The sequence below is a fragment of the bacterium genome, from assembly GCA_026129405.1.
Classification (GTDB): Bacteria; Desulfobacterota; Binatia; order DP-6; family DP-6; genus JAHCID01.
In genome coordinates, this window is sequence record JAHCID010000003.1 from 394,487 (window position 1) to 416,334 (window position 21,848).

15 protein-coding genes and 1 pseudogene are annotated in these 21,848 nt (G+C 73.2%); 12 read left to right on the forward strand and 4 right to left on the reverse strand.

Annotation, left to right across the window (positions count from 1 at the left end; all coding sequences use genetic code 11):
* The first annotated feature begins 5 nt into the window (after positions 1-5).
* The 12 genes and pseudogenes from KIT14_14420 to KIT14_14475 all read left to right on the forward strand — a co-directional run bounded on the left by KIT14_14420 (position 6) and on the right by KIT14_14475 (position 15,714).
* Positions 6-1,079: a hypothetical protein gene (locus KIT14_14420; GenBank protein ID MCW5891727.1), complete on the forward strand. Its 1,074-nt coding sequence runs from the start codon at positions 6-8 to the stop codon at positions 1,077-1,079.
* The gene (locus KIT14_14425; GenBank protein MCW5891728.1) at positions 1,076-1,810 is read left to right on the forward strand and encodes an ABC transporter ATP-binding protein; all 735 of its coding nucleotides are present in this window, start codon (positions 1,076-1,078) and stop codon (positions 1,808-1,810) included. The genes KIT14_14420 and KIT14_14425 overlap by 4 nt, the downstream gene beginning before the upstream one ends.
* 148 nt (positions 1,811-1,958) lie before the next feature.
* Positions 1,959-3,365, forward strand: coding sequence for a magnesium chelatase (locus KIT14_14430; protein MCW5891729.1), 1,407 nt, complete (start codon positions 1,959-1,961; stop codon positions 3,363-3,365).
* A gap of 3 nt (positions 3,366-3,368) precedes the next feature.
* Complete coding sequence (locus KIT14_14435) at positions 3,369-4,958, forward strand: hypothetical protein (protein ID MCW5891730.1); 1,590 nt, start codon at positions 3,369-3,371, stop codon at positions 4,956-4,958.
* Between the two features lie 31 nt (positions 4,959-4,989).
* The gene (gene mutS, locus KIT14_14440) at positions 4,990-7,512 is read left to right on the forward strand and encodes a DNA mismatch repair protein MutS (protein MCW5891731.1); all 2,523 of its coding nucleotides are present in this window, start codon (positions 4,990-4,992) and stop codon (positions 7,510-7,512) included.
* Positions 7,513-8,190: 678 nt separating this feature from the next.
* Complete coding sequence (locus KIT14_14445; protein MCW5891732.1) at positions 8,191-8,826, forward strand: N-acetylmuramoyl-L-alanine amidase; 636 nt, start codon at positions 8,191-8,193, stop codon at positions 8,824-8,826.
* A 118-nt stretch (positions 8,827-8,944) separates the two neighbouring features.
* A complete protein-coding gene (gene glnD / locus KIT14_14450; protein MCW5891733.1) occupies positions 8,945-11,692 on the forward strand; it encodes a [protein-PII] uridylyltransferase in 2,748 nt (915 codons plus the stop codon).
* Positions 11,689-12,642: a tyrosine recombinase gene (locus KIT14_14455; GenBank protein MCW5891734.1), complete on the forward strand. Its 954-nt coding sequence runs from the start codon at positions 11,689-11,691 to the stop codon at positions 12,640-12,642. The genes glnD and KIT14_14455 overlap by 4 nt, the downstream gene beginning before the upstream one ends.
* 118 nt (positions 12,643-12,760) lie before the next feature.
* The gene (gene trpS / locus KIT14_14460) at positions 12,761-13,747 is read left to right on the forward strand and encodes a tryptophan--tRNA ligase (protein ID MCW5891735.1); all 987 of its coding nucleotides are present in this window, start codon (positions 12,761-12,763) and stop codon (positions 13,745-13,747) included.
* Positions 13,744-14,574, forward strand: coding sequence for a segregation/condensation protein A (locus KIT14_14465; protein MCW5891736.1), 831 nt, complete (start codon positions 13,744-13,746; stop codon positions 14,572-14,574). Before trpS ends, KIT14_14465 begins: the two co-directional genes overlap by 4 nt.
* Before the next feature lie 181 nt (positions 14,575-14,755).
* Positions 14,756-15,583: an SMC-Scp complex subunit ScpB gene (gene scpB, locus KIT14_14470; protein MCW5891737.1), complete on the forward strand. Its 828-nt coding sequence runs from the start codon at positions 14,756-14,758 to the stop codon at positions 15,581-15,583.
* Positions 15,580-15,714 (forward strand): annotated as a pseudogene (locus KIT14_14475) (pseudouridine synthase). Before scpB ends, KIT14_14475 begins: the two are co-directional and overlap by 4 nt.
* A 583-nt stretch (positions 15,715-16,297) precedes the next feature.
* Here the strand turns inward: KIT14_14475 and murJ are convergent.
* The 4 genes from murJ to KIT14_14495 are packed head-to-tail and all read right to left on the reverse strand — an operon-like array spanning position 16,298 to position 21,630.
* Positions 16,298-17,944, reverse strand: a complete 1,647-nt coding sequence (murJ, locus tag KIT14_14480) for a murein biosynthesis integral membrane protein MurJ (GenBank protein ID MCW5891738.1) — start codon at positions 17,942-17,944, stop codon at positions 16,298-16,300.
* A gap of 52 nt (positions 17,945-17,996) precedes the next feature.
* Entirely contained in the window at positions 17,997-19,541 is a 1,545-nt protein-coding gene (gene lnt, locus KIT14_14485; protein MCW5891739.1) for an apolipoprotein N-acyltransferase, read from the reverse strand.
* Positions 19,542-19,544: 3 nt separating this feature from the next.
* The gene (locus KIT14_14490; protein ID MCW5891740.1) at positions 19,545-20,453 is read right to left on the reverse strand and encodes a hypothetical protein; all 909 of its coding nucleotides are present in this window, start codon (positions 20,451-20,453) and stop codon (positions 19,545-19,547) included.
* Between the two features lie 52 nt (positions 20,454-20,505).
* On the reverse strand, positions 20,506-21,630 hold the full coding sequence (locus KIT14_14495) for a hybrid sensor histidine kinase/response regulator (protein ID MCW5891741.1): 1,125 nt from the start codon (positions 21,628-21,630) through the stop codon (positions 20,506-20,508).
* Positions 21,631-21,848: the final 218 nt, after the last annotated feature.

The window sequence follows — 21,848 nt, forward strand, 5'->3', positions numbered from 1 at the left end:
CCAGGATGGTCCGTATCGGCTGCGTATCGTCGGTGGTGGCCGGGCACGAGGTGCGCATCGACGCCATGCGCGAGTTCCTCGCAGCGCAGACGGGATCGGCGACTGGTACGCGTGTGCGCCGCGCCCTCGCGGCGGCCGGAAGCCCCACGCGCTTCAGCGTCCTACCCCTGGACGAGCTTGCCCGGCTCGGCGACGCCGGTGAGCGGAGCGAGCTCTATCGAAGACATGCCATCGCGCTGGCCGAGCGCGCGGTGGCTGGCATCGTAGACCTGGATGCGCTACGCCCCGAGACCGTCTCGACGCTCGTCTTCGTGTCGAGCACGGGTTGGAGCGCGCCGTCTATCGACGCCCACCTGGTACGTCGCTTCGGCATCGCCCCCCATTGCCGGCGTATCCCGCTGGCTCAGCTCGGATGCGGCGGCGGGGTTGCGGCGCTCTCGCTTGCCGCAGAGATCGTCCGTCGTGATCCGACGGAACGGGTCCTGGTGGTGAGCGCGGAGGTGCCGTCCCTCCAGCTGCAGCTCGCGGAGCCGTCCTATCCGGAGCTGCTCGCTGCCGCCCAGTTCGGGGATGGAGCCGGTGCGGCGGTCGTTTCCCGCGACGAGGGCGGCTGCGAGGTGCTCGGCACGCGCAGCGTCCTTCTCGCCGAGCACGAGGAGGGGGGGCGCATCGTTCCTTCTGCGACCGGCCTCCGGCTGGTTCCGTCCGCCGGACTCCCGCGGGTCATCCGCTCCCGGGTACGGCGGCTCGTCGCCGACTGCGCTCGAGCCAGCGACGTCGACGAAGCCGCGCCGGCATTCGTCATCGCCCATCCCCGAGGGGCCGCGGTGCTGCAGGCGGTGGCATCCGGGCTGGATGTGGAGCGAAACGCCATGGGCGCCTCCTGGGCGGCCTGGGAGGCCTCCGGCAACATGGTATCCGCCAGCGTCTTTAGAGCGCTGGCCGAGGTCGACCGCACGGGAACGGCGAGGGAGGGCGACGTCGGGATGATGCTGGCATTCGGCACCGGAGTGGCCTGCGAGCTGGCGGCGATCCGTTGGCATTCCCCCCTGCGCGTAGCGGAGTCGCAGTGCGGATGACCGACCCGATCGTTCTCGTCGACGGCGTCACCAAACGCCACGGTGAGGGTCATCGCGCCATCGAGGCCCTGCGGGGCGTATCCTTCAGCGTCGAGCGGGGGCGGTTCGTGTCGGTTACGGGACCGAGCGGGTGCGGCAAGACCACGCTCTTGCACATCCTCGCTGGCATCGATCAGCCGACGACCGGGCGCGTCACGGTGGCGGGCCACGACCTCGGCACGCTCGGCGCCGATGCGCGGAGCGATCTTCGGCTGCGACAGATCGGCTTCGTCTTTCAGGCTTCGAACCTGTTGCCCAGCTTCACGGCTCTCGAGAACGTCGCCGTCCCGCTGGAGTTCCAGGGTGTACGCTGGCGGGAAGCACGGCAGCGCGCCGCGGCCGTGCTGGAAAGCGTCGGAATTCCGGTCCCCGCGCACGCGCGCCTTCCCTCCGACCTGTCCGGAGGCGAGCAGCAGCGAGTGGCGATCGCGCGCGCGATCATCGGCCGCCCCGCGCTCCTGCTCGCGGACGAGCCGACCGGCAATCTCGACTCGGTCACGGGGCGCCGGATCCTGGATCTGCTGAGCGAGCTGAACCGGTCGGAGGGCGTGACCATCATCATGGTGACCCACAGCGTGCTCGCCGGCAGCTATGGCGACCGGACCCTCGTGCTGGAGGACGGCCGGGTCGTCCGCGACGTCAGCGCGCCGTCGCCGACCCACCTGCGCAGCGTAGCGGCGGACGAGAGCTGACGATCGGCCGCCGCGGCGCCGGGGGCCGTAGCCCCGACGCGGCGGCGGCGACCCCCACCGCTCGACTGGGACAGGGCCCGCGATCCGCGGTCGGTTGTGCGGGCCGGAAGCCCATGTGTAGAGTCCCCCCGCGGAGGGGCCAGAGATCGTGCGAGACTCCAACCGGCCGGGCACGCTCGGCGAGCTTAGGGCCTCCGGCTACGTCGTCCGGCCGGTGCGCGAGGAGATGCGGCGCAACCTGCTCGCCAAGCTCCAGAGCGGCGAGCGCTTCCTGCCCGGGATCGTCGGCTACGACGACAGCGTCATCCCGGAGATCGAGAACGCCATCCTCGCCGGCCACCACATCGTGTTCCTGGGCGAGCGCGGGCAGGGGAAGAGCCGCATCATCCGCGGGCTCGTCGGGTTGCTCGACGAGGCGGTGCCCGCCATCGCCGGGTGCGCGATCCAGGACGACCCGACGGCGCCCATCTGCGCGGCGTGCAAGCGGCGTGCGGCCGACGAGGGCGACGCGCTGCCGATCGCGTGGACCCCGCGCCACCAGCGCTACGGCGAGAAGCTCGCAACGCCCGACGTCTCCATGGCCGACCTCATCGGCGAGATCGATCCGGTGAAGGTGGCCGAGGGGCGCTATCTCGCCGACGAGGAGACGATCCACTACGGCATCATCCCGCGCACGAATCGCGGGCTCTTCGCCATCAACGAGCTGCCCGACCTGACGGAGAAGGTCCAGGTCGGGCTGTTCAACCTGATGGAGGAGAAGGACGTCCAGATCAAAGGCTTCAAGATCCGCCTGCCGCTCGACGTCGTCATCGTCGCCAGCGCGAACCCCGAGGACTACACCAGCCGCGGGCGCATCATCACGCCGCTGAAGGACCGCTTCGACGTGCAGGTGCGCACGCACTACCCGCGCACGCTCGAGGACGAGATCGCGATCATGGAGCAGGAGGTCGCGGTCGGGGAGCGCGTCGGGCGCGAGGTCCGCGTGCCGCCGTTCATGCGCGAGATCGTGGCCCAGCTCACCTTCGAGGCGCGGCAGTCGAACGAGATCAACCAGGCGTCGGGCGTCAGCGTGCGCGTCAGCATCAACAACTACGAGACGCTGCTCGCGAACGCCGAGAAGCGCGCGGTGCGGACGGGCGAGCGCGAGATCGTGCCGCGGCCGACCGACCTGCCGGCGGTCGTCGCGTCGACGGCGGGCAAGATCGAGCTCGAGTACGGCGGCGAGGACAAGCGCGAGGAGGACCTCCTCGATCGGCTCGTGAACCGCGCCGTGCTCAAGGTGTGGGACGGCTACCTCGGCACCGAGGCGTGCGGGCGCGTCATCGAGCACTTCGAGTCGGGGTGGGGCGTCGAGGTGTCCGACCGCATGGCGTCGGAGGACTACCGCGAGGGCGTGCAGAAGATCCCGGGCCTGCGCGAGGCCGTCGAGCGGCTCGGGCCGTTCGAGAGCCCGGGGCTCACCGCCGCGGCGATCGAGTTCGTGCTCGAGGGCCTGCACCTCCACCAGAAGCTCAACAAGGACCGCCAGGGCGGCCGGTGGTCGTATCGCGCCTGAGCGATGCACGTCGTTCGCTACACCGCCTGGGACGGCACGCAGCAGGTCCGGCTGACGGCCGAGCAGGTCTTCGACAAGCTCGCCGAGTACCTCTCCTTCACCGACGACGTGCAGCAGGCCCTCGACTGGCTGCTGCATCAGGGCCTCGACTGGGAGGGCGTCCGCGTCCTCGGCCTCGACGACTTCCTGGAGCGGCTGCGCGAGGCCATGCGCAGCCGCTACCGCGAGGTCAACGTCCGCGACGCCCTCTCGGGTCTCGAAGAGAAGCTCGACGAGCTGCTCGACCTGGAGCGCGAGGCGCTCGACGGCCAGGGCGACGCCGACCGGGCCGCCGCGCAGAAGGCGCGTCTCGACCGGCTGCCGCCGCGGCTCTCCGAGGGGCTCGAGCGTCTCGCCGACTACGACTTCACCGACCCCGACGCCCGCGCCGCCTACGAGGAGCTGCGCGACGAGCTGGACCAGATCAGGAAGCTCGAGGACTTCCAGCGCCGCTACGGCGACCTCTTCCACGGCCCGCGCTCGCTCGACTTCGAGGAGGCGCTCGAGCTGATGGAGGAGATGGAGCGCTGGAAGGCGCTCGAGGAGCAGCTGCTGTCGGGCGAGCTCGGCGGCGTCGACATGGACGCGCTCGCGGCGCTCCTCGGCCAGGACGCGTTGCGCAGCTTCCAGCTCCTGCGCGACGTCATGGAGACGATCGCGAAGTCGGGCTACGTCGTGCAGCGCGAGGGCAAGGCGCAGCTCTCGCCGCGCGGCGTGCGCAAGCTGGGACAGCTCGCGCTGCGCGACATCTACCAGGGGCTCCTGCGCGACAAGCCCGGCGGGCATGCGACCGACCACCGCGGCGCCGTCCTGCCGCGGCCCGACGAGACGCGCCCGTACCGCACCGGCGAGCCGCTCGACCTGCACCTCATGGGCACGCTCAAGAACGCGCTCCGCCGCGCGCCGCGGACGCCGCTCGAGCTGGTGCCGTCGGACTTCGAGGTGCACGCCACCGACCAGACGGCGTCGAGCTCCACGGTGCTGCTCCTCGACATGAGCTGGTCGATGTCGTGGGAGGGCCGCTTCGCGGCGGCGAAGCGCGTGGCGCTGGCGCTGGAGAGCCTCATCCGCTCGAAGTACCCGCGCGACTACTTCGCCATCGTCGGGTTCTTCACGCGCGCCGTCGAGCTGAAGCTGCGCGACCTGCCCGAAGCCAGCTGGAACATGGGCGACCCGTTCACGAACCTGCAGGACGGGCTGCGCCTCGCCGCGGAGCTGCTGTCGCGGCATCCGAGCAACAACCAGCACGTGATCGTCATCACCGACGGGCAGCCCACGGCCTACTTCCTGAAGGGGCGGCTCTACTGCGAGTGGCCGCTGTCGTTCGGCGGCATCAGCATGCGCGCGGCGCAGGAGACGCTGAAGGAGGTCGAGCGCGTCACCCGGCGCGGCATCACCATCAACACCTTCATGCTCGACGACAGCCCGAGCCTGCGCGCCTTCGTCGAGCGCATGACGCGCATCAACAAGGGCCGCGCCCTCTACACGCGGCCGGACCGGCTGGGGCAGTACCTGCTCGTCGACTACCTCGCCAAAAAGAAGAAGCGGGTATGAGTGACGTGGTGGCGGCGGGGCGCGCCCGGTAGTGCGAGGCAACCTTCTCGCCCAGTACCTCCGGGTCAAGGCGCAGCACCAGGCCGCGATCCTGCTCTTCCGCCTCGGGGACTTCTACGAGATGTTCTTCGAGGACGCGAAGGTCGCGTCCGCCGTCTGCGACCTGACGCTCACGGCGCGGAACCGCGGCGAGCCCGACGAGGTCCCGCTCTGCGGCTTCCCTGCGCACGCGGCGCAGCCGTACGTCGCCCGCCTGCTGGCCGCGGGACACGCGGTCGCGATCAGCGAGCAGGTCGAGACCAAGGGGCGCGGCATCATGGAGCGCGAGGTCGTGCGCGTCATCACGCCGGGCACGATCCTCGAGGAGGAGAACCTCGACCCCGGTACGCCGAGCCTGCTCGTCGCGCTGGTGGGCGAGGGCGACGAGCGCTTCGCGCTCGCCGTCGTCGACTTCGCGACCGGCACGTTCCGCGTCGCCGAGATCGCCGGGTGGCCGGCGACGCGCGAGGAGCTCGGCCGGCTGGCGCCCCGCGAGCTGCTGCTCGGTCCCGACCTGCCGGCGGCGGTGGCGGCGTGGTGCGGTCCGCCGCGGCCGTGGGCCACCGCGGTGCTGCCCGAGCCGGTGCCGGTCGCGGCGCCGCTGCCGCCGCTCGCGACGCGCGCGGCGGGGGGCGTCCTTGCCTATCTCGATGCCGTCTACCGGCGCCGCCCGGCGCATCTGCGGCCGCCGGAGCTCTACGCCCTGGCCGGCTTCCTCGGCCTCGACGCCTCCACCTGCCGCAACCTCGAGCTGCTCCAGACGCTCGGCGGCGAGCGCCGCGGCTCGCTCTTGTGGGTGCTCGACGCCACGCGCACGCCGATGGGGGCGCGGCGACTGCGCGAGTGGGTGCTGTACCCGCTGCTCGACGCGGCCGCGATCGGCGAGCGGCTCGACGCGGTCGAAGTCCTCGTCGAGGGGCTCGAGATGCGCGCCGCGCTGCGCGAGGCGCTGGCCGGGGTCGGCGATCTCGAGCGCCTCGCCGGCCGCATCGGCGCGCGCAGCGCCGGCCCGCGCGACGTCGCCCAGCTCGCCGCGGCCCTCGACCGCGTCGGCACCGCCCGCGCGACGCTCGGTGGCGCCGGCGCAACGCTGCTCGCGAGCCTCGCCGCCGCCCTCGACGCGCTCCCGGACACGGCGCAGCTGATCCGCACCACGCTGGTCGACGCCCCGCCGCCGCACACCCGCCTGCCGGGCTACATCCGCACCGGCCACCACCCCGAGGTCGACGCGCTCCGCGAGGCGTCGAGCGACGGCAAGGGCTGGCTCGCCCGCTTCGAGACGGCGGAGCGCGAGCGCACCGGCATCCCGTCGCTCAAGGTCCGCTACAACAAGGTGTTCGGCTACTACGTCGAGATCACGAAGCCGAACCTGCCGCTCGTGCCGCCGGACTACGAGCGCAAGCAGACGCTGGTCTCGGCCGAGCGCTTCGTCACGCCGGCGCTGAAGGAGCACGAGGCGCGCGTCCTCGGCGCCGAGGAGCGGCTGCGCACGCTGGAGCAGCACTGCTTCCAGGAGCTGCTCGACGCGGTCGCGAACCATCACCCGACGCTCGTGCGCACGGCCGACGCGCTGGCCGCGCTCGACGTCACGGCCGGGCTGGCGGAGACGGCGCACCGCCGCGGCTGGGTGCGGGCCCGCATCACGCGCGAGCCGGTGATCCGCGTGCGCGCCGGGCGCCATCCCGTGGTCGAGGCGGTGGCGTCGGAGCCGTTCGTGCCGAACGACGTGCTGCTCGACGCCGAAGCCGAGCAGCTGCTCCTCCTCACCGGTCCCAACATGGGCGGCAAGTCGACCTACCTGCGGCAGGTGGCGCTGCTGACGCTGCTCGCCCAGATGGGCAGCTTCGTGCCGGCCACCGAGGCCGAGATCGGGCTCGCCGACCGCATCTTCACGCGCGTCGGCGCCAGCGACAACCTCGTCGGCGGCGAGTCGACGTTCATGGTCGAGATGCGCGAGACGGCGCAGATCCTCGCCGGCCTCACGGCGCGGAGCCTCGTCGTGCTCGACGAGATCGGGCGCGGCACGAGCACCTTCGACGGCATCTCGATCGCCTGGGCGGTCGCCGAGCACCTGCACGACGCCGCCGAGCGGCCACGCACGCTGTTCGCCACCCACTACCACGAACTCACGGCGCTCGCGGCCGAGCGGCCGCGCATCCGCAACCTGTCGGTGGCCGTCGCCGAATGGAACGGTCAGGTGGTGTTCCTGCGCCAGATCGTCCCAGGCCCCGCGCCGCGCAGCTACGGCGTCGAGGTCGCGGCCCTGGCAGGGGTGCCGCCGGCCCTGGTGACGCGCGCCCGCGAGATCCTCGCCCGCCTGGAGGCGGGGCAGGAGGCCGGCCGCGAGCCGCGGGCGCGGCGGCTCGGGACGACGCCGGGGCAGCTATCGTTGTTTGCGCCCCCGGACGCGCGGCTGCGCCAGGAGCTCGCGGCGCTCGAGCCGGAGCGTCTGAGCCCCCTCGACGCCCTCGTCACGCTCACGCGCATCGTCGAGCGGGCGCGCCAGCCGCCTTGATTCGCAGGGGGCCGGTCGCCTATCTTCCGCGCCTGGTGGGCTCGAGGATGCGGTGGGTAGGGGCGGTGGTGGGTCTCCTCGCCCTGCTCGGGATCGTGGCGCACGCGGCTGCCGGCGCGCCGCTCGATCTCCGCGGCCTCGCCGTGAAGCCGGTCGCCGGCGGGCAGGCGCTGGTGCTCGAGCTCTCTCAGCCGGGCAGCGTCACCGTATCGCCGGTGCGCGGCGCCGATCGGGGACTCGTGCGGCTGTACGTCGACCTGCCGGCGGGCGCGCGGCTCGCACCGGGCGTGCGGCGCGCGCTGCACGCCGCGGCGCCGGTGCGTAGCGCCCGCATCGGGCAGACCGACGCCGGCCAGGTGCGCGTCGTCGTCGACGTCGACGGCGGCGACGCGTATCGCGTACAGCGCGAGCGCGGCGGTCGCGTGATCGCGGTGACGGTCACCGGCAGCGGCAAGCGCAAGGCCGCGGGCGTGGTCGCACCGCGGGAGACGCGGACCGCCCGCGGCACGCCGGCGCCCGCGGCCATGCCGCGCGCCGTACCGCCGCCACCGCGCATCGCCGCCGCCCGCGGTCGCCGCGGCTCGCCCGCCGGCAACGCCCGCGCGGCCGGCAGCGGCACGGCAGCCGCTGCGCAAGATCGTCATCGACCCCGGCCACGGCGGCGACGACCCCGGCGCGATGGGCTTCGCGATCGAGAAGCAGGTGACGCTGGCGATCGCGACCCGCGTCGCGGCGCTGCTGCGCGAGCGGCTCGGCAGCGAGGTCGTGCTGACGCGCGACGACGACCGCACGCTGACGCTGCCCGCGCGCACGGCGCGCGCCAACACCGAGGACGCCGACCTCTTCGTCTCCATCCACGCCAACGCCAACCCGACCGGCAAGCTGCGCGGCATCGAGACCTACTACCTCGACAACACCGACGACCACGCGACCCTGCGCCTCGCCTCGCTCGAGAACGGTCTCGACATGGTGCGGCCGGGGGACAGCACCGACCTGCGCTACATCCTGAGCGACCTCCTCCAGGTGGGGAAGCTCGAGGAGTCGGTGCAGCTGGCGCGCGCGATCCAGGGCGCGCTCGTGACCCGGCTCCAGTCGAGCTACGACGGCATCGTCGACCTCGGCGTGAAGCGCGGCCCGTTCTACGTCCTCGTCGGAGCCCACATGCCCTGCGTCCTGGTCGAGACCTCGTTCGTCTCGCATCCGGTGGAGGGGCCGCGCCTGGCCACGGACGCCTACCAGGAGACCGTGGCCGAAGGCATCTACGACGGCATCGCCCGCTTCCTGGCCGACGACGGCCGGCCGAGGACGCTGTGATCCCCGCCGCACCGGGGAGCCGCGCCGGGTCGGGCGCGAGGCTTTTTCCCGCCGGGTGCCCCGGGTATCCTCGGCCTCGGCGCGCGGGCCTTCGGGTCGCCGGGCGTCGCGCACACCGATGATCCTCGCCACGTCGCCGCCGGTCGAGCCGCTCGCGAGCCTGGCCACGCTGCCCGAGCCCTCGGGCGACCTCGAAGCCGCCCAGGCGCTCGCGCGCGACTTCCTCGGCCGCGTGCGCGCGGAGCTGGCCGCGCGGCACGACGCGGGCGCCGGCGGGCTGGCGCTCGTCGCCGCCTACACCGACGCGATGGACCGCTTCCTCGCCTTGCTCTTCGCCAACGCGCAGCTGCGCTACCAGGCACGCAATCCGTTCATCAATCAGCGCTGCGCGATCGTCGCGATCGGCGGCTACGGCCGGGGCGAGCTGAACCCGGCGTCGGACATCGATCTCCTCGTGCTCTACCCGTGGAAGGTCAACCCGTACGTCGAGACCGTCACCGAGGCGATCCTCTATCCGCTCTGGGACGCGGGCATCCACGTCGGCCACGCCATGCGCAACCCGCGCGAATGCGCCCGCCTCGCGGCCTCGGACCTGAAGGTGAAGACCGCGGTGCTCGATGCGCGCTTCGTCTGCGGCGACGCGGGGCTCTACGCCGAGTTCGACGCCCGCATGCTGGACGAGGTGTGGGCGACCAACCCGACCAAGTTCTGGAAGGAGAAGCTGGCCGAGAACACCGAGCGCCACGCGCGCGCCGGACACAGCGTCTACCTGCTCCAGCCCGACCTGAAGGAGGGGCAGGGCGGGCTGCGCGACCTCCACACCGCGATGTGGATGGCGAAGATCAAGTACAAGGTGCGCCGCATGCGCGACCTGGTCGCGCTCGGCGTGCTCTCCGAGCAGGACGTCGCCGACCTCGACGGCGCGCTCGACTTCCTCTGGCGCGTGCGCAACGCGATGCACCTCCTCACCGGCTCGCACACGGACCGCCTCACGTTCGAGCTCCAGGAGCAGCTGGCGCCGAGCCTCGGCTTCGGCGAGGGCCGCGCCGGCACCGAGCGCTTCATGCGCACCTACTACGGCAACGCCGCCACGCTGCACCGCCTGGGCGAGCTCGTGATCCAGCGCTCGACGCAGGTCGCGGAGCCGTACCGGCGGACTCCCGTCCCGGTCCGCGTCATCCGCGAGGGCATGCGCATCCAGGGCACCGTCCTGTCGGTGACCGGACGCGAGGTGTTCGAGCGCGATCCCGCGGCGGTGCTCGGCGTGTTCGTCGAGGCGCAGCGCCACGGCGCCACGCTCGCGCCGGCGACGCGCGATCTGGTGCGCGGCGCGCTGCCGCTACTCGCCGCCGTGCGCGACGATCCCGCCGTCGGCCAGCGCTTCGTCGGCATCCTGCGGGCGCGCTCGCAGGTGGCCGACACGCTCTTCGAGATGCACCGCCTCGGCGTCCTCGCGACGCTGCTGCCCGAGTTCGGCCATCTCGAGTGCCTGATCGCCCACGACCCGTTCCACGTCTACACGGTCGATCACCACTCGCTGATGGGGGTGCGCGAGATCGAGCGGCTGCGCGGCGGCGAGTTCGCGGAGACGCTGCCGCACCTGACCCAGGTCGTGCGCGAGCTGCACCAGCCGGAGCTGCTGATGCTCGGCATGCTCTTCCACGACATCGGCAAGGGGCACGGCAAGGACCATTCGGGCCGCGGCGCCGACATGACGCGGACCATCGCGCAGCGGCTCGGCCTCAACGAGGACGAGACCGCGGCCGTCGTCTTCCTCGTGCAGCACCACCTCCTGATGTCGCACCTCGCGCAGCGGCGCGACGTCAACGACGACCGCCTCGTCATCGACTTCAGCGGCACCGTCGGCAGCCTGCAGAACCTGCATCGGCTCTTCGTCCTCACCTACGCCGACATGCGCGCCGTCGGCCCGGGGGTGTGGAACAACTGGCGGGGGACCCTCGTCACCGAGCTCTACTGCCGCGCGCGCGACTTCTTCGAGCGCGACGTCCTCGCCATGGGGGACCGCGCCGCGCGCGCCGCGCGCGTGCGCCGCCGCGTCGGCGACGCGGTCGCGCCGGGGCGACGCGCCCAGGTCGACGCGTTCATGGCCTCCATGGCCGAGGGCTACGTGCTCTCGACCCCGGAGGACGCCATCCCGGCGCACGCCGACCTGCGCCGGCGCTTCGAGGAGCGCGAGGCGGCCGGCGAGCGGCCGGCCGTGACGACGGCGCTGACGGCCTACCCCGACCGCGGCATCACCGCCTTCGCGGTGTGCACACGCGACCGCCCGGGCCTCTTCGCCATGCTGTCCGGCGTGCTGGCGGCGCACGGGCTCAACATCCTCGCCGCCCGCATCGACACCAGCAGCGACGGCGTCGCGCTCGACGTGTTCGACGTCTCGCACGACGGCTCGGACCTGCGCATCGACCACGAGCGCTGGGAGCGGGTGGAGCGCACGCTGCGCGGCGTCCTCGGCGGCGAGATCGACGTCCAGGAGCTGGTGCGGCGCAGCCATCGCTCGCCGCTGCTCGCCAAGCGCCGCCGCCCGGTGCCGACGCGGGTCGAGATCGACAACCGGGTGTCGGCCGAGCGCACCGTGCTCGACATCTACACCGGCGACCGCGTCGGCCTGCTCTTCGGCATCACCAACTGCCTCTACCACCTCTGGCTCGAGATCCATCTCGCCAAGATCACCACGATGGCGAACCAGGTGCTCGACGTCTTCTACGTGACCGATCACGAGGGCCGGAAGATCGAGGAGCCGGAGCGCCTCGAGATCATCCGCGGCGAGCTGGTGCGGGCCCTGACGAGCGAAGGCGCCGAGGCCGGCGCGCCGGCCCCGCCGAGCGGAGCCCGCGTGGCGTGAGCGCACGCGGCGGCGGGGCGGGGCGGGCGCGCGGGCGCGCGGGCGGCGTCGGCGACGGCGGCTGCGCCGGCAGGTGGAGGCGTGGCTCGACCACTGCGCCGTCGAGGCGCGGCCTCGCGCGTCGCTCCGTCGAGGCCTACGCGCGCGACCTCGCCGCCTTCGCCCGCACCTGCGCCGGACGCCGCGTGCAGCGGGCGCGGGACCTCGGGCCGGGCGAGGTGCGGGCGCATCTCGCCGCCCTCGACGCGGCCGGGCTCGGCCCGCGCAGCCGCGCCCGTGCCCTCGCCGCCGTCCGCGGCTTCACGCGCTGGCTGGTCGCCGAGGGGACGCTGCGCGACGATCCCGCCGCCGACACGGCGGTGCGCCGCCCGCCGGGACGTCTGCCGCGCGTGCTCGGCGTCGACCAGGCCGCGCAGCTCGTCACGGTGAGCGTACCGGGCGGCCGGCGCCCGGCTCGCGACCGGGCGTTCCTCGAGCTGCTCTACGCCTGCGGGCTGCGGGTGTCGGAGGCGGCCGGGCTGCGCACCGCGCAGATCGATCTCGAGGCCGGCTGGCTGCGCGTGGTGGGGAAGGGCGGCAAGGAGCGCGTCGTGCCGATCGGACAGGCCGCGCGAGACGCCATCGTCGCCTACCTCGGCGGCGAGCGCGCCGCGATGCTGAAGGGGCGCACGAGCCCGTTCCTGTTCGTGGGGCCGGGGGGACGGCCGCTGTCGCGCCAGGCGCTGTGGAAGCTCACCAAGAAGCGCGCCCGGGCGGCGGGCGTCGACCCCGCCGTGTCGCCCCACACGCTGCGGCACTCGTTCGCGACCCATCTGCTCGGCGGCGGCGCCGATCTGCGCGTCGTGCAGACGCTGCTCGGCCACGCCGACGTGGGCACGACGCAGATCTACACCCACGTCGCCCCGGAGCGTCTGCGCACCGTGCACCGGCGCCATCATCCGCGCGCCTGAAGTCCGCGGACTTCCTTGCGCCGCCGGGACCCGGTGGATAGACTCGCCCGCCGATGGAGGCCAGCACGAGCGCCGCGACCCACGGGGCGCCGGTGCCGGCGACGTGAGCGGAGCGGACGTGGCGGCGGAGCGGGTGATCGTCAGCGGCGCGCGGCCCACCGGGCGCCTGCACCTCGGCAACTACCACGGCGCGATCGAGAACTGGGTCCGCCTCCAGGACGAGGCGCGCTGCTACTTCTTCGTCGCCGACTGGCACGCGCTGACCACCGCCTGGGACGAGCCCGGCGGCATCCCCGAGGCGACCATCGAGATGGTGCTCGACTGGCTGGCGGTCGGGCTCGATCCCGCGCGCTGCACCATGTTCCAGCAGTCGGCGGTGAAGGAGCATGCCGAGCTCTACGTGATCCTCGGCATGCTGACACCGGTGCCGTGGCTGGAGCGCAATCCCACCTACAAGGAGCAGCGCGAGCAGCTGACCGACCGCGACCTCTCGACCTTTGGCTTCCTCGGCTACCCGGTGCTCCAGGCCGCCGACGTGCTCATGTACAAGGCCACCGCGGTGCCGGTCGGCGTCGATCAGGTGCCGCACATCGAGCTGGCGCGAGAGATCGCGCGCCGTTTCAACGCCACCTTCCGCGAGGTCTTCCCCGAGCCGCAGAGCCTGCTGACGGCCACCCCGAAGATCCTCGGCACCGATGGCCGCAAGATGAGCAAGAGCTACGGCAACGCGATCTACCTGACGGAGCCCGCGGCCGACGTCGACAAGAAGCTCTCGCGCATGGTGACCGACCCGCGCCGCGCGCGGCGCACCGATCCGGGCGATCCGGCCGATTGCCCGGCGTTCCAGTCGTTCCACCGTACCTACTGCACCGACGACGAGCTGCGCTGGGCGACCGCGGGCTGCACCACCGCCGGCATCGGCTGTCTCGAGTGCAAGAAGGTGGCGATCAAGCACGTGCTCGCCGAGCTGGAGCCGTTCCGCGAGCGCCGGGCGCAGCTGCGCCGTGACGACGCTCTGGCGGCGCTCGCCGCCGGCAACGCGGTGGCGCGCGCGCAGGCGGAGCGCACGATGGCCGAGGTCCGCGACGCACTGGGGGTACGATGACGACCGCCGTGGCACCGTGCACCGTCAAGCTCGCCGTCTTCGAGGGTCCGCTCGACCTCCTGCTGCACCTCATCAAGAAGAACGACATCGCGATCACCGACATCCCGATCGCGACCATCACCGATCAGTACCTGGCGCTGCTCGAGGAGATTCCCGAGCTCAACCTGGACGGCGCCGGCGAGTACCTCGTCATGGCGGCGACGCTGACCTACCTGAAGAGCCGCATGCTCCTGCCGGAGGCCGAGGGCGCCGAGGAGGAGGGCGAGGAGGATCCGCGCGCGCAGCTCGTGCAGCAGCTGCTCGAGTATCAGCGCTACCGCGAGGCCTCCGCGCGCCTCGCCGAGCGCGCGCTGCTCGAGCGCGACGTCTTCGCGCCGCCGGGCGAGCCGCTGCCGAAGGACGTGCCGCTCGAAGGCCCCACCGTCCGCGCCGCCAGCCTCGGCGATCTGCTCGATGCGCTGCGCGGCGTGCTGGCGCGCGTGAAGAAGCCGGCGCCGCATCGCATCTTCCGTCCCGGGATCACCGTCGGCGAGTGCGTGCAGCGCATCCTGGCGCGCTTCACGCTCGGCCGCCGCATCGAGTTCGGGACGCTCTTCACCGACCACACGGATCGCACCGAGGTGATCGTCACCTTCCTTGCGCTCCTCGAGCTGATTCGGCTTAAGGTGGTCCGGGCCGCGCAGGACGAGCGCTTCGGCCCGATCGAGCTCGATCTCAGGGTGGCCGACCTCTCCGAGGCGGCGGACCTCGTCCGGGACGTGGGTGTGCAGGACACCTGGCGGGGATGGGAGGACACGGATGGACGGGGACCTGGCGATCAGTACTGACGGCTACGGCGACGCGATCCTGAACGAGGAGCCGCCCGTCGCCGCCGAGCGCATCGCCCCCGAAGCGTGCGCGGACGTCCCCGCGCCGGAGGCGGTGGCCGATGCCGCGCACGAAGTCGCCGCGGTCGACCCCGATCGGTCGGAGGTCGTCGCCCAGGCCGACGGCGCCGGCGACGTCACGATGCCGGACGGCGACGCACCCGCCGCCGACGGCGTCCCCGCCATCGTCTTCGCCCCCGTCGCCAGCGCCGCGGACCTCGCACGGCCGGAAGGCGCCGGCGAGCTCGCGCTCGCCGCGGCGCCCGCGATCGACGTCGACTCCGAGCCGGCCGTCGACCTCGTCCGTCTGGAGAGCCTGCTCGAGAGCCTGCTGCTCGCCGCCGGCGCCCCGGTGCCGCTGCCGCGCCTCGTCGAGGTGCTCGACGGGCCGGCGCGCCGCGACGTGGTCGCGGCGCTGAAAGGCCTCGGCGAACGCTACGAGCGGGAAGGGCGCGGGCTGCGCCTCGTGCACGTGGCCGGCGGCTGGCAGCTGCGCAGCGCCCCGGAGCACGGTCCGCTCGTGCGCAAGCTCCTCGGCGGGCGTCCGCCGCGCCTGTCGCGCGCCATGCTGGAGACGCTCGCGATCGTCGCCTATCGCCAGCCGTGCACCAAGCCCGAGATCGAGGCCATCCGCGGCGTCGACGCCGACGCCACGCTGAACACGCTGCTCGAGCGCCGCATGGTGAAGATCACCGGGCGCAAGGACGCGCCGGGGCGGCCGCTGCTCTACGCCACCACGCGCGAGTTCCTCGAGGTCTTCGGCCTGCCCGACCTGAACGCGCTGCCGCCGCTCGCCGAGCTGGGGACCGGCGCGGAGCTGCTCGCGGCGCCGGACCTCACCATCGGTCCGGGCGGCGTGCAGGCGACGCCGACGCCCGCCGCGGCGCTCGGCTTCACGAACGGCGTGCAGCCGGTCGAGCCGAGCGCTGAGAGCGAGGCGGCGGCGCCCGGCGACGAGGCGGCAGGCTGAGCGAGCGGCTCCAGAAGCTGCTGAGCGCCGCCGGGCTCGCGTCCCGCCGGCACGCCGAGGAGCTGATCCGCGAGGGGCGCGTCACCGTCAACGGTGTCGTCGTCACCGAGCTGGGGGTGCGCGCCGATCCAGCGACGGACGTGGTCGCGCTCGACGGCGAGCGCATCGCCACCGGCGGCCCGCGGCACACGGTGATGCTGCACAAGCCGCGCCTCGTGGTCAGCACCATGTCGGATCCGGAGAACCGGCCGACGGTGCGCGAGTACCTGCCCCCCGGGCTGGGACGCCTCTATCCGGTCGGGCGGCTCGACTTCCAGTCGACCGGCCTCCTCCTCCTCACCAACGACGGGGCGCTCGCCGAGCGGCTGCTGCACCCGCGCGGCGGCATCGAGCGCCTGTACCAGGTGAAGGTCGACGGCAGCGTCGACGGGCGTCTCCTCGGACGCTTGCGCCGCGGCGCGCGCCTCGAGGACGGGCGCGTGACGCCCACTCGCGTCGACCGGGTCTCGGCGCTGCCGACGAAGACCTGGCTCGAGGTCGCCGTCACCGAGGGCCGCCAGCACCTCGTGCGCCGCCTGTGCGCCGCCCACGGCCTGAAGGTCGACAAGCTCGTGCGCGTGGGGCTCGGGCCGCTGACGCTCGGCGAGCTGCCGCGGGGCGCGTGGCGGGAGATCACCGGCCGCGAGCTGGCGCAGCTCTATGCGGCGGTGAAGCTCACGCCGCCGCGCGGCGGCGGCGCAGCCGGGGCACCGGCACCCCGAGCACCCGGCACGCGACCCAGAACGCCCCCACGGACACCGGAATCGCCACCGCCACGCGGGCGGCGTGGCGCGCCGTCCCGGCCGCGGGCCAGTACGGGGCGCACACCGCGTCGAGCAGGACCGAAACCGCGGTCATGACCGCGGCGGCGAGCGCGATGCGTCCGACCGCCGTGCCGAGCCCCGCTCCCAGGGAGCCGATGCGCCGCCGCAGCACCCAGAGCAGGACGGCGCAGTTGCCGATCGCCACCGCGGAAGTCGACAGCGCGAGCCCGACCGTCCCCCAGCCGAGGACGCGCACGAACAGCCAGTTGAGGCCGAGGTTCGTCGCGATCGACAGCAGGCTCACGCGCGCCGGCGTGCGCGCATCGTCGAGCGCGTAGAAAGCCGGCGCGACGACCTTGATGCCGGCGTAGCCGGCGAGCCCGATCGCATACCCGGCGAGCGCCTGTGCCGCGTGGGTGGTGTCGTGGGCATCGAAGCGGCCGTGCTCGTAGATGAGACCGATGATGGGCTCGCCGAACACCGCCAGCCCGACGGCCGCAGGCAGGCACAGGAGCACCGTCATCTCGAGCGCCTGGCGCAGCGAGGTGCGCATCGCCGCGTGGTCGCCGCGCGCCGCGTGGCGTGAGACGAGCGGCAACGTCACCGTCCCGATGGCGACGCCGAAGAGCCCGATCGGCAGCTGCATGAAGCGAAAGGCGACGTTGAGCCAGGAGACCGCGCCGTCCCCGAGGTAGGAGGCGAAGTTGTTGTTGACGAAGACGTTCACCTGCACGGCCGCGGCGCCGATCGTCGCCGGCGCCATCAGCGCCAACACCTGGCGCAGCGCCGGGTCGCGCCACGCCAGCACGGGACGCCAGCGGAAGCCGACGGCGAACAGCGACGGCAGCTGCACGGCCAGCTGGAGCACCCCGCCGATCATGGTCCCGATCGCCATGCCGGTGATCGCCCGTGCCGCCAGATCGGGATCGAACGCGGCGACGGCGCCGCCGCGCAGCTCCGCCCACACCGCCCCGAGGTAGCCGGGCGCCATCCAGTGCACGCAGGCGAGCCCACCCACGACCGAGCCGAGGTTGAAGAACGTCGACGCCGACGCCGGGACGCCGAAGTGGTTGCGCGTGTTGAGGATGCCCATGACCACCGCCGCCAGCGCCACGAGCAGCAGGAACGGGAACATGATGCGCGTCAGCGAGACGGTGAGCTCGAGCTTGCCCGGCACCGCCGCGAACCCCGGTGCCATGGCGTGCGACAGCGCCGGCGCCGCCCAGATGCCGAGCAGGCAGAGCGCCCCGACCACGATCGCGAGCACGTTGAGGACGAGGCTCGCGAGCCGCCACGCGGCGCGCTCGCCGTCACGCTCGAGCGTCTGGCTGAACGTGGTCACGAAGGCGGCGGAGAGGGCGCCCTCCGCGAAGAGGTCGCGCAGGAGGTTCGGGATGCGGAAGGCGGTGACGAACGCGTCGAGGGAGCGGCCCGCGCCGAAGGCGACCGCGAACACCTGCTCGCGCACCAGGCCGAGGACGCGGCTCGAGAGCACCGCCGCGCTCACGACGCCGGCCCGCCTCGCCAGCTGTGCGCGGCTTCCCGCCTCCCCGCTCATCGTCCGCGGCCGGTGGTATGCGAGCCGCGGGAGGGGCGCAAGGCGCGGCGGCCTACACCGGCACCGGCTCCGGCTGCCGCACCCGGTCGGCCGCGGCGGGTGCGCCGAGCGCTCGTGCCAACGCCACCAGCGCCCAGGCGAGGCAGGCGAAGGCGAACCAGTCCCCGAACCGTACGTACGGCGTCAGCGCCGTCTCCGGGACGACCTGCGCGCTGGCGATCGTGGCGAGGCCCGTCGGCGCCGCCGTCACCGTGCGCCCGAACGGATCGACGACCGCCGAGACGCCGGTCGTGGCCGCGCGGACGAGGAAGCGCTGAGCCTCGACCGCGCGCACCTTCGCCATCGCGAAGTGCTGCCGGCTGCCGATCCCGTGGCCGGCGTCGAGCCAGCCGTCGTTGGCGACGTTGACGAGCACCGTGGCACCGGCGGCGACGGCGTCGTGGACGACGTCCGGGTAGAGCAGCTCGTGGCAGATCGACACCCCGAGGCGCGTGAAGCCGGCGAGCAGCCCGGGATCGGTGCCGGGCGAGAACGCCCGCGGCGATTCCAGGGGTCCGGCCTCGGACGGCACGGCGAGCGGCGGGCTCTCGGCAAAGGGAACGAGCCGCCGCTTGTCGTAGTGGCCGCCGGCGGTGCCGTCGGGCCGGACGAGCCGGACGCTGTTGTAGGTGCGCCCGGCGGCCCAGCGCGGACCGCCGATGAGGAGATCCGCGTCGAGGCGGGCGGCGAGCCGCGCGAGCGTCCGCGCGACGAACGGCTCGTGCTCGAGGTAGAGCGTGACGGCGTTCTCCGGCCACACGACCAGCGCGGGACGCGTCGCCTGCGCGATCGTCTCGGTGAGGCGGACGTTGGCGAGGAACTGCGCCTCGGCGAAGGCGCGCGTCCAGTGGAACGCCGGGGGCACGTTGCTCTGCACGACGACGACCGCGCGCGCGCCCGCAGCCGGGGCGAGCCCGCGCGCGACGCGGATCTCGCCCGCGAGCGCGACGCCGATCACGACCGCGGCCGGTCCGGCGAGCCGGCGCAGGGCGGCGCGCCGGCCCGGGCCGCGCAGGGCCGCGAGCGCGTCGGCGATCCCGACGCTGCCGAGCGCGACCACGAACGACAGCCCGTAGATGCCGGTCGCCGCCGTCAGCTGGAGGAGCGGCGTGACGTCGTGCTGGGTGTAGCCGAGCAGCGCCCACGGCTGGCCGAAGACGCGACCGCGCACCAGCTCGCACGCGACCCACAGTGCGGCGATCGCGATCTGGGTGGGAAAGCCGCCGCCGTGGCGCATGAGCACCGCGGCGCCCGCGGCGAAGGCGCCGAAGGTGGCGCCGATGGCCACGAGGTAGGCCGCCGACATCGCGACGGCCCCGGCGACGATGCCGGCCGCGAAGTAGCTCGCGACCGCCCCCGTCAGCCACCAGGTGACGGCCCACCCGCACGCGAAGCCGTACAGCGCCCCGAAGCCCCCCGCCGCGAGCGGCCGCCGCCGGCGCACGACGAGGAGCAGCGGGACGAGCGTCAGCCAGCCCGCGATCGGGTGATCGAAGGGCGGCAGTGCCGCCGCATAGCAGCCGGCCCCGGCGAGGACCGCGAGGACTCGGCGCACCATGCGTCAGCTGCCGGGCGTTCCCTCGGGCTCGGCGGTGACGACCAGCTGGAAGGGCGGGGTCGCGCCCGGGGGCAAGGTGAGGCCGTTGGCCAGCTGCCCGCGCACGGCGACGACGATCACGTCGTGGTCGACGTGCCGGGTCCCGGTGACGTGCCACTCGCCGTCGGCGTCGTCGACGAGGAAGTGCTCGCTGCGGAAGTGCTCGGTCTTCCAGGTGACGAATTCGTGACGCCAGTAGGCCAGCGTGGTGCTCGTCGACTGGTCGCCCGCATAGAGCTCGAAGAGGCCCGGGACCGACGGGTCGAGCAGCTGCATCAGATAGCCCTGGGGATTGTACATGGCCACGTTCGACGCCTGGAACTGTATCGGCAGATCCAGCGCGGTTCCCCAGAAGCGGGTGGCACGCGAGATGCGGCTGACGTCGACCGGGATGTAGATGGTGCCGTCGAAGCCGACGGCGGCCCGATAGGCAGGGCGCACCACCGACCCGGCGGTGTCGAGCGTGAGGGGCCTAGGGGCGACCGTGAACAGCTGGTGGCTCACGGCGAACACCAGGCTGTTGTTGCGGTAGACGTTGATCCGCGTCGGCCCGAGCGCGACCTCGGGCACGCGCACGCGCAGGTGCACGCGGTTCTGGCCGTCGGCGATGTCCCGCTTGCGGCGAGCCTTGCCCTGGCTCCAGGCGCCGACACCGGTGCCGGCGCCGCCGGTCTCGAAGAAGACGTCGTATCGCTTGCCGTCGTCGAGGGTGTTGTCGAACACGGTGACGGTCTGGTCACCCGAGGCGACGAAGGGCCGTACGCTTGCCCGTGGTGGGGGGGGTTTGTCGCAGCCGCAGCCGGCGTGGGCGGGGGCAGCCGTGAGGGCCATGCCGATGGCCAGCAATCCGATCGCGACGGTCGTGGTGCGCATCCGTGTGCTCCTCTTCATGGACGGGACGTGGACGGGACGGGATCGGGCCGCGTCAGGCGGCCCGGCTCGCCGCGGCGCGCGCCGCGGGCAGGGTGACGCGGAACCGGGCGCCGGTGCCGGGCCGGCTCTCCACGTCGAGGTCGCCGCGCATCAGGCGCGCGAAGCGACGGGCGAGGGCGAGGCCGAGGCCGATCCCCTTGCGCTCGCCATCGTGGGGCTGCAGCTGATGGAAGGCATCGAAGATGCGCTCCTGCGCCTCGGGCGGGATACCCGGGCCGGTGTCGGCGACGGTCATCCACACGGTGCCACCCGCCAGCCCGGCGCTCAGCCGGATCTCCCCCGCGTCGGTGAACTTGGCGGCGTTGGCGAGCAGATTCTGCACCACGACCTTGAGCTTCGCGCCGTCGACCTCGACGAGCGGGAGCGTCGGCGGCAGGTCGGCCACGAAGGCGACCGGCTTCGCGCGCACGAGCAGGGCGAACGCTTCGCCCAGCTCGCGCAGGAGCGGCAGGAGATCGATCGCCTCGTTGCGCAGACGCAGCGCGCCGGCCTCGAGCTGCGAGAGGTCGAGGAACTCTTCGACGAGGTCGAGCAGATGCCCCGCGTTGCCGCGCACCTTCTCGAGGACGCCGCTGGCCTCCGGTGCACAGGAGCCGAACGTCCCCTCGCGCAGCAGATCGAGATAGCCGACGATGATGTTGAGCGGCGTGCGGAACTCGTGCGAGACGTTGGCGAGCAGCTCGGTCTTGACGCGCTCGGCCCCGTGCAGGGACGAGAGCTGGTCCCATGCCTTGAGCGCGACGTCGACCCAGAGCAGGAGGCGTTCGGGATCCTCGCTCTTGTCGTGGTAGCCCTGGATCGCGAGGCTGCGCAGCAGCTCGCGCGGCGGCGTCGCGCCGGCGTAGCCGGTCTGGAGAACGATCTGGAGCAGGGTGTCGCGCGCGCGGGCCTGCGCGATCACCTGCTCGCCGCTCATCTCCGGCATCACCCAGTCGACGAGCAGCAGCTGCACCGTCTCGCGCGCGAGGAGCTCCAGAGCCTCCTCGCCACGCGACGCCGTCAGCACGCGATGTCCCTCGCGCTCGAGCAGCATGCGCACCGACGAGAGCGTGTCGTGCTGGTCGTCGACGACCAGGATGGTGCGCCCGCTCGCCGGCACCACGCGGCGCAGGCTCATCGCGCGGGCTCCGGGCGCGGCGCGCGTCGGCGTGCGCCGCACGCTGTGCGGGGGGCTCTGCTTTCTGTCATGTCGGTCCTCGATGCAGCGAGGGTCGCGGACGGGGATGCGTGCACACGACTGCACGAACCGGACCGCGGCGCGGCGCACGCAATCGTCGAGCGTTCTCGGGCGCCGCTCATCGGCGTGTGCCAATCCGGCACGCGGCGCGGCACACG

Excerpts from the sequence above, each read along its gene's own strand:
- KIT14_14420 (MCW5891727.1), top strand. The coding sequence starts at position 6 with ATGGTCCGTATCGGCTGCGTATCGTCGGTGGTGGCCGGGCACGAGGTG.
- KIT14_14425 (MCW5891728.1), top strand. The coding sequence starts at position 1,076 with ATGACCGACCCGATCGTTCTCGTCGACGGCGTCACCAAACGCCACGGT.
- KIT14_14435 (MCW5891730.1), top strand. The coding sequence starts at position 3,369 with ATGCACGTCGTTCGCTACACCGCCTGGGACGGCACGCAGCAGGTCCGG.
- KIT14_14445 (MCW5891732.1), top strand. The coding sequence starts at position 8,191 with ATGGGCTTCGCGATCGAGAAGCAGGTGACGCTGGCGATCGCGACCCGC.
- glnD (MCW5891733.1), top strand. The coding sequence starts at position 8,945 with ATGATCCTCGCCACGTCGCCGCCGGTCGAGCCGCTCGCGAGCCTGGCC.
- KIT14_14465 (MCW5891736.1), top strand. The coding sequence starts at position 13,744 with ATGACGACCGCCGTGGCACCGTGCACCGTCAAGCTCGCCGTCTTCGAG.
- scpB (MCW5891737.1), top strand. The coding sequence starts at position 14,756 with ATGCCGGACGGCGACGCACCCGCCGCCGACGGCGTCCCCGCCATCGTC.
- murJ (MCW5891738.1), bottom strand. The coding sequence starts at position 17,944 with ATGAGCGGGGAGGCGGGAAGCCGCGCACAGCTGGCGAGGCGGGCCGGC.
- lnt (MCW5891739.1), bottom strand. The coding sequence starts at position 19,541 with ATGGTGCGCCGAGTCCTCGCGGTCCTCGCCGGGGCCGGCTGCTATGCG.
- KIT14_14490 (MCW5891740.1), bottom strand. The coding sequence starts at position 20,453 with ATGCGCACCACGACCGTCGCGATCGGATTGCTGGCCATCGGCATGGCC.
- KIT14_14495 (MCW5891741.1), bottom strand. The coding sequence starts at position 21,630 with ATGAGCCTGCGCCGCGTGGTGCCGGCGAGCGGGCGCACCATCCTGGTC.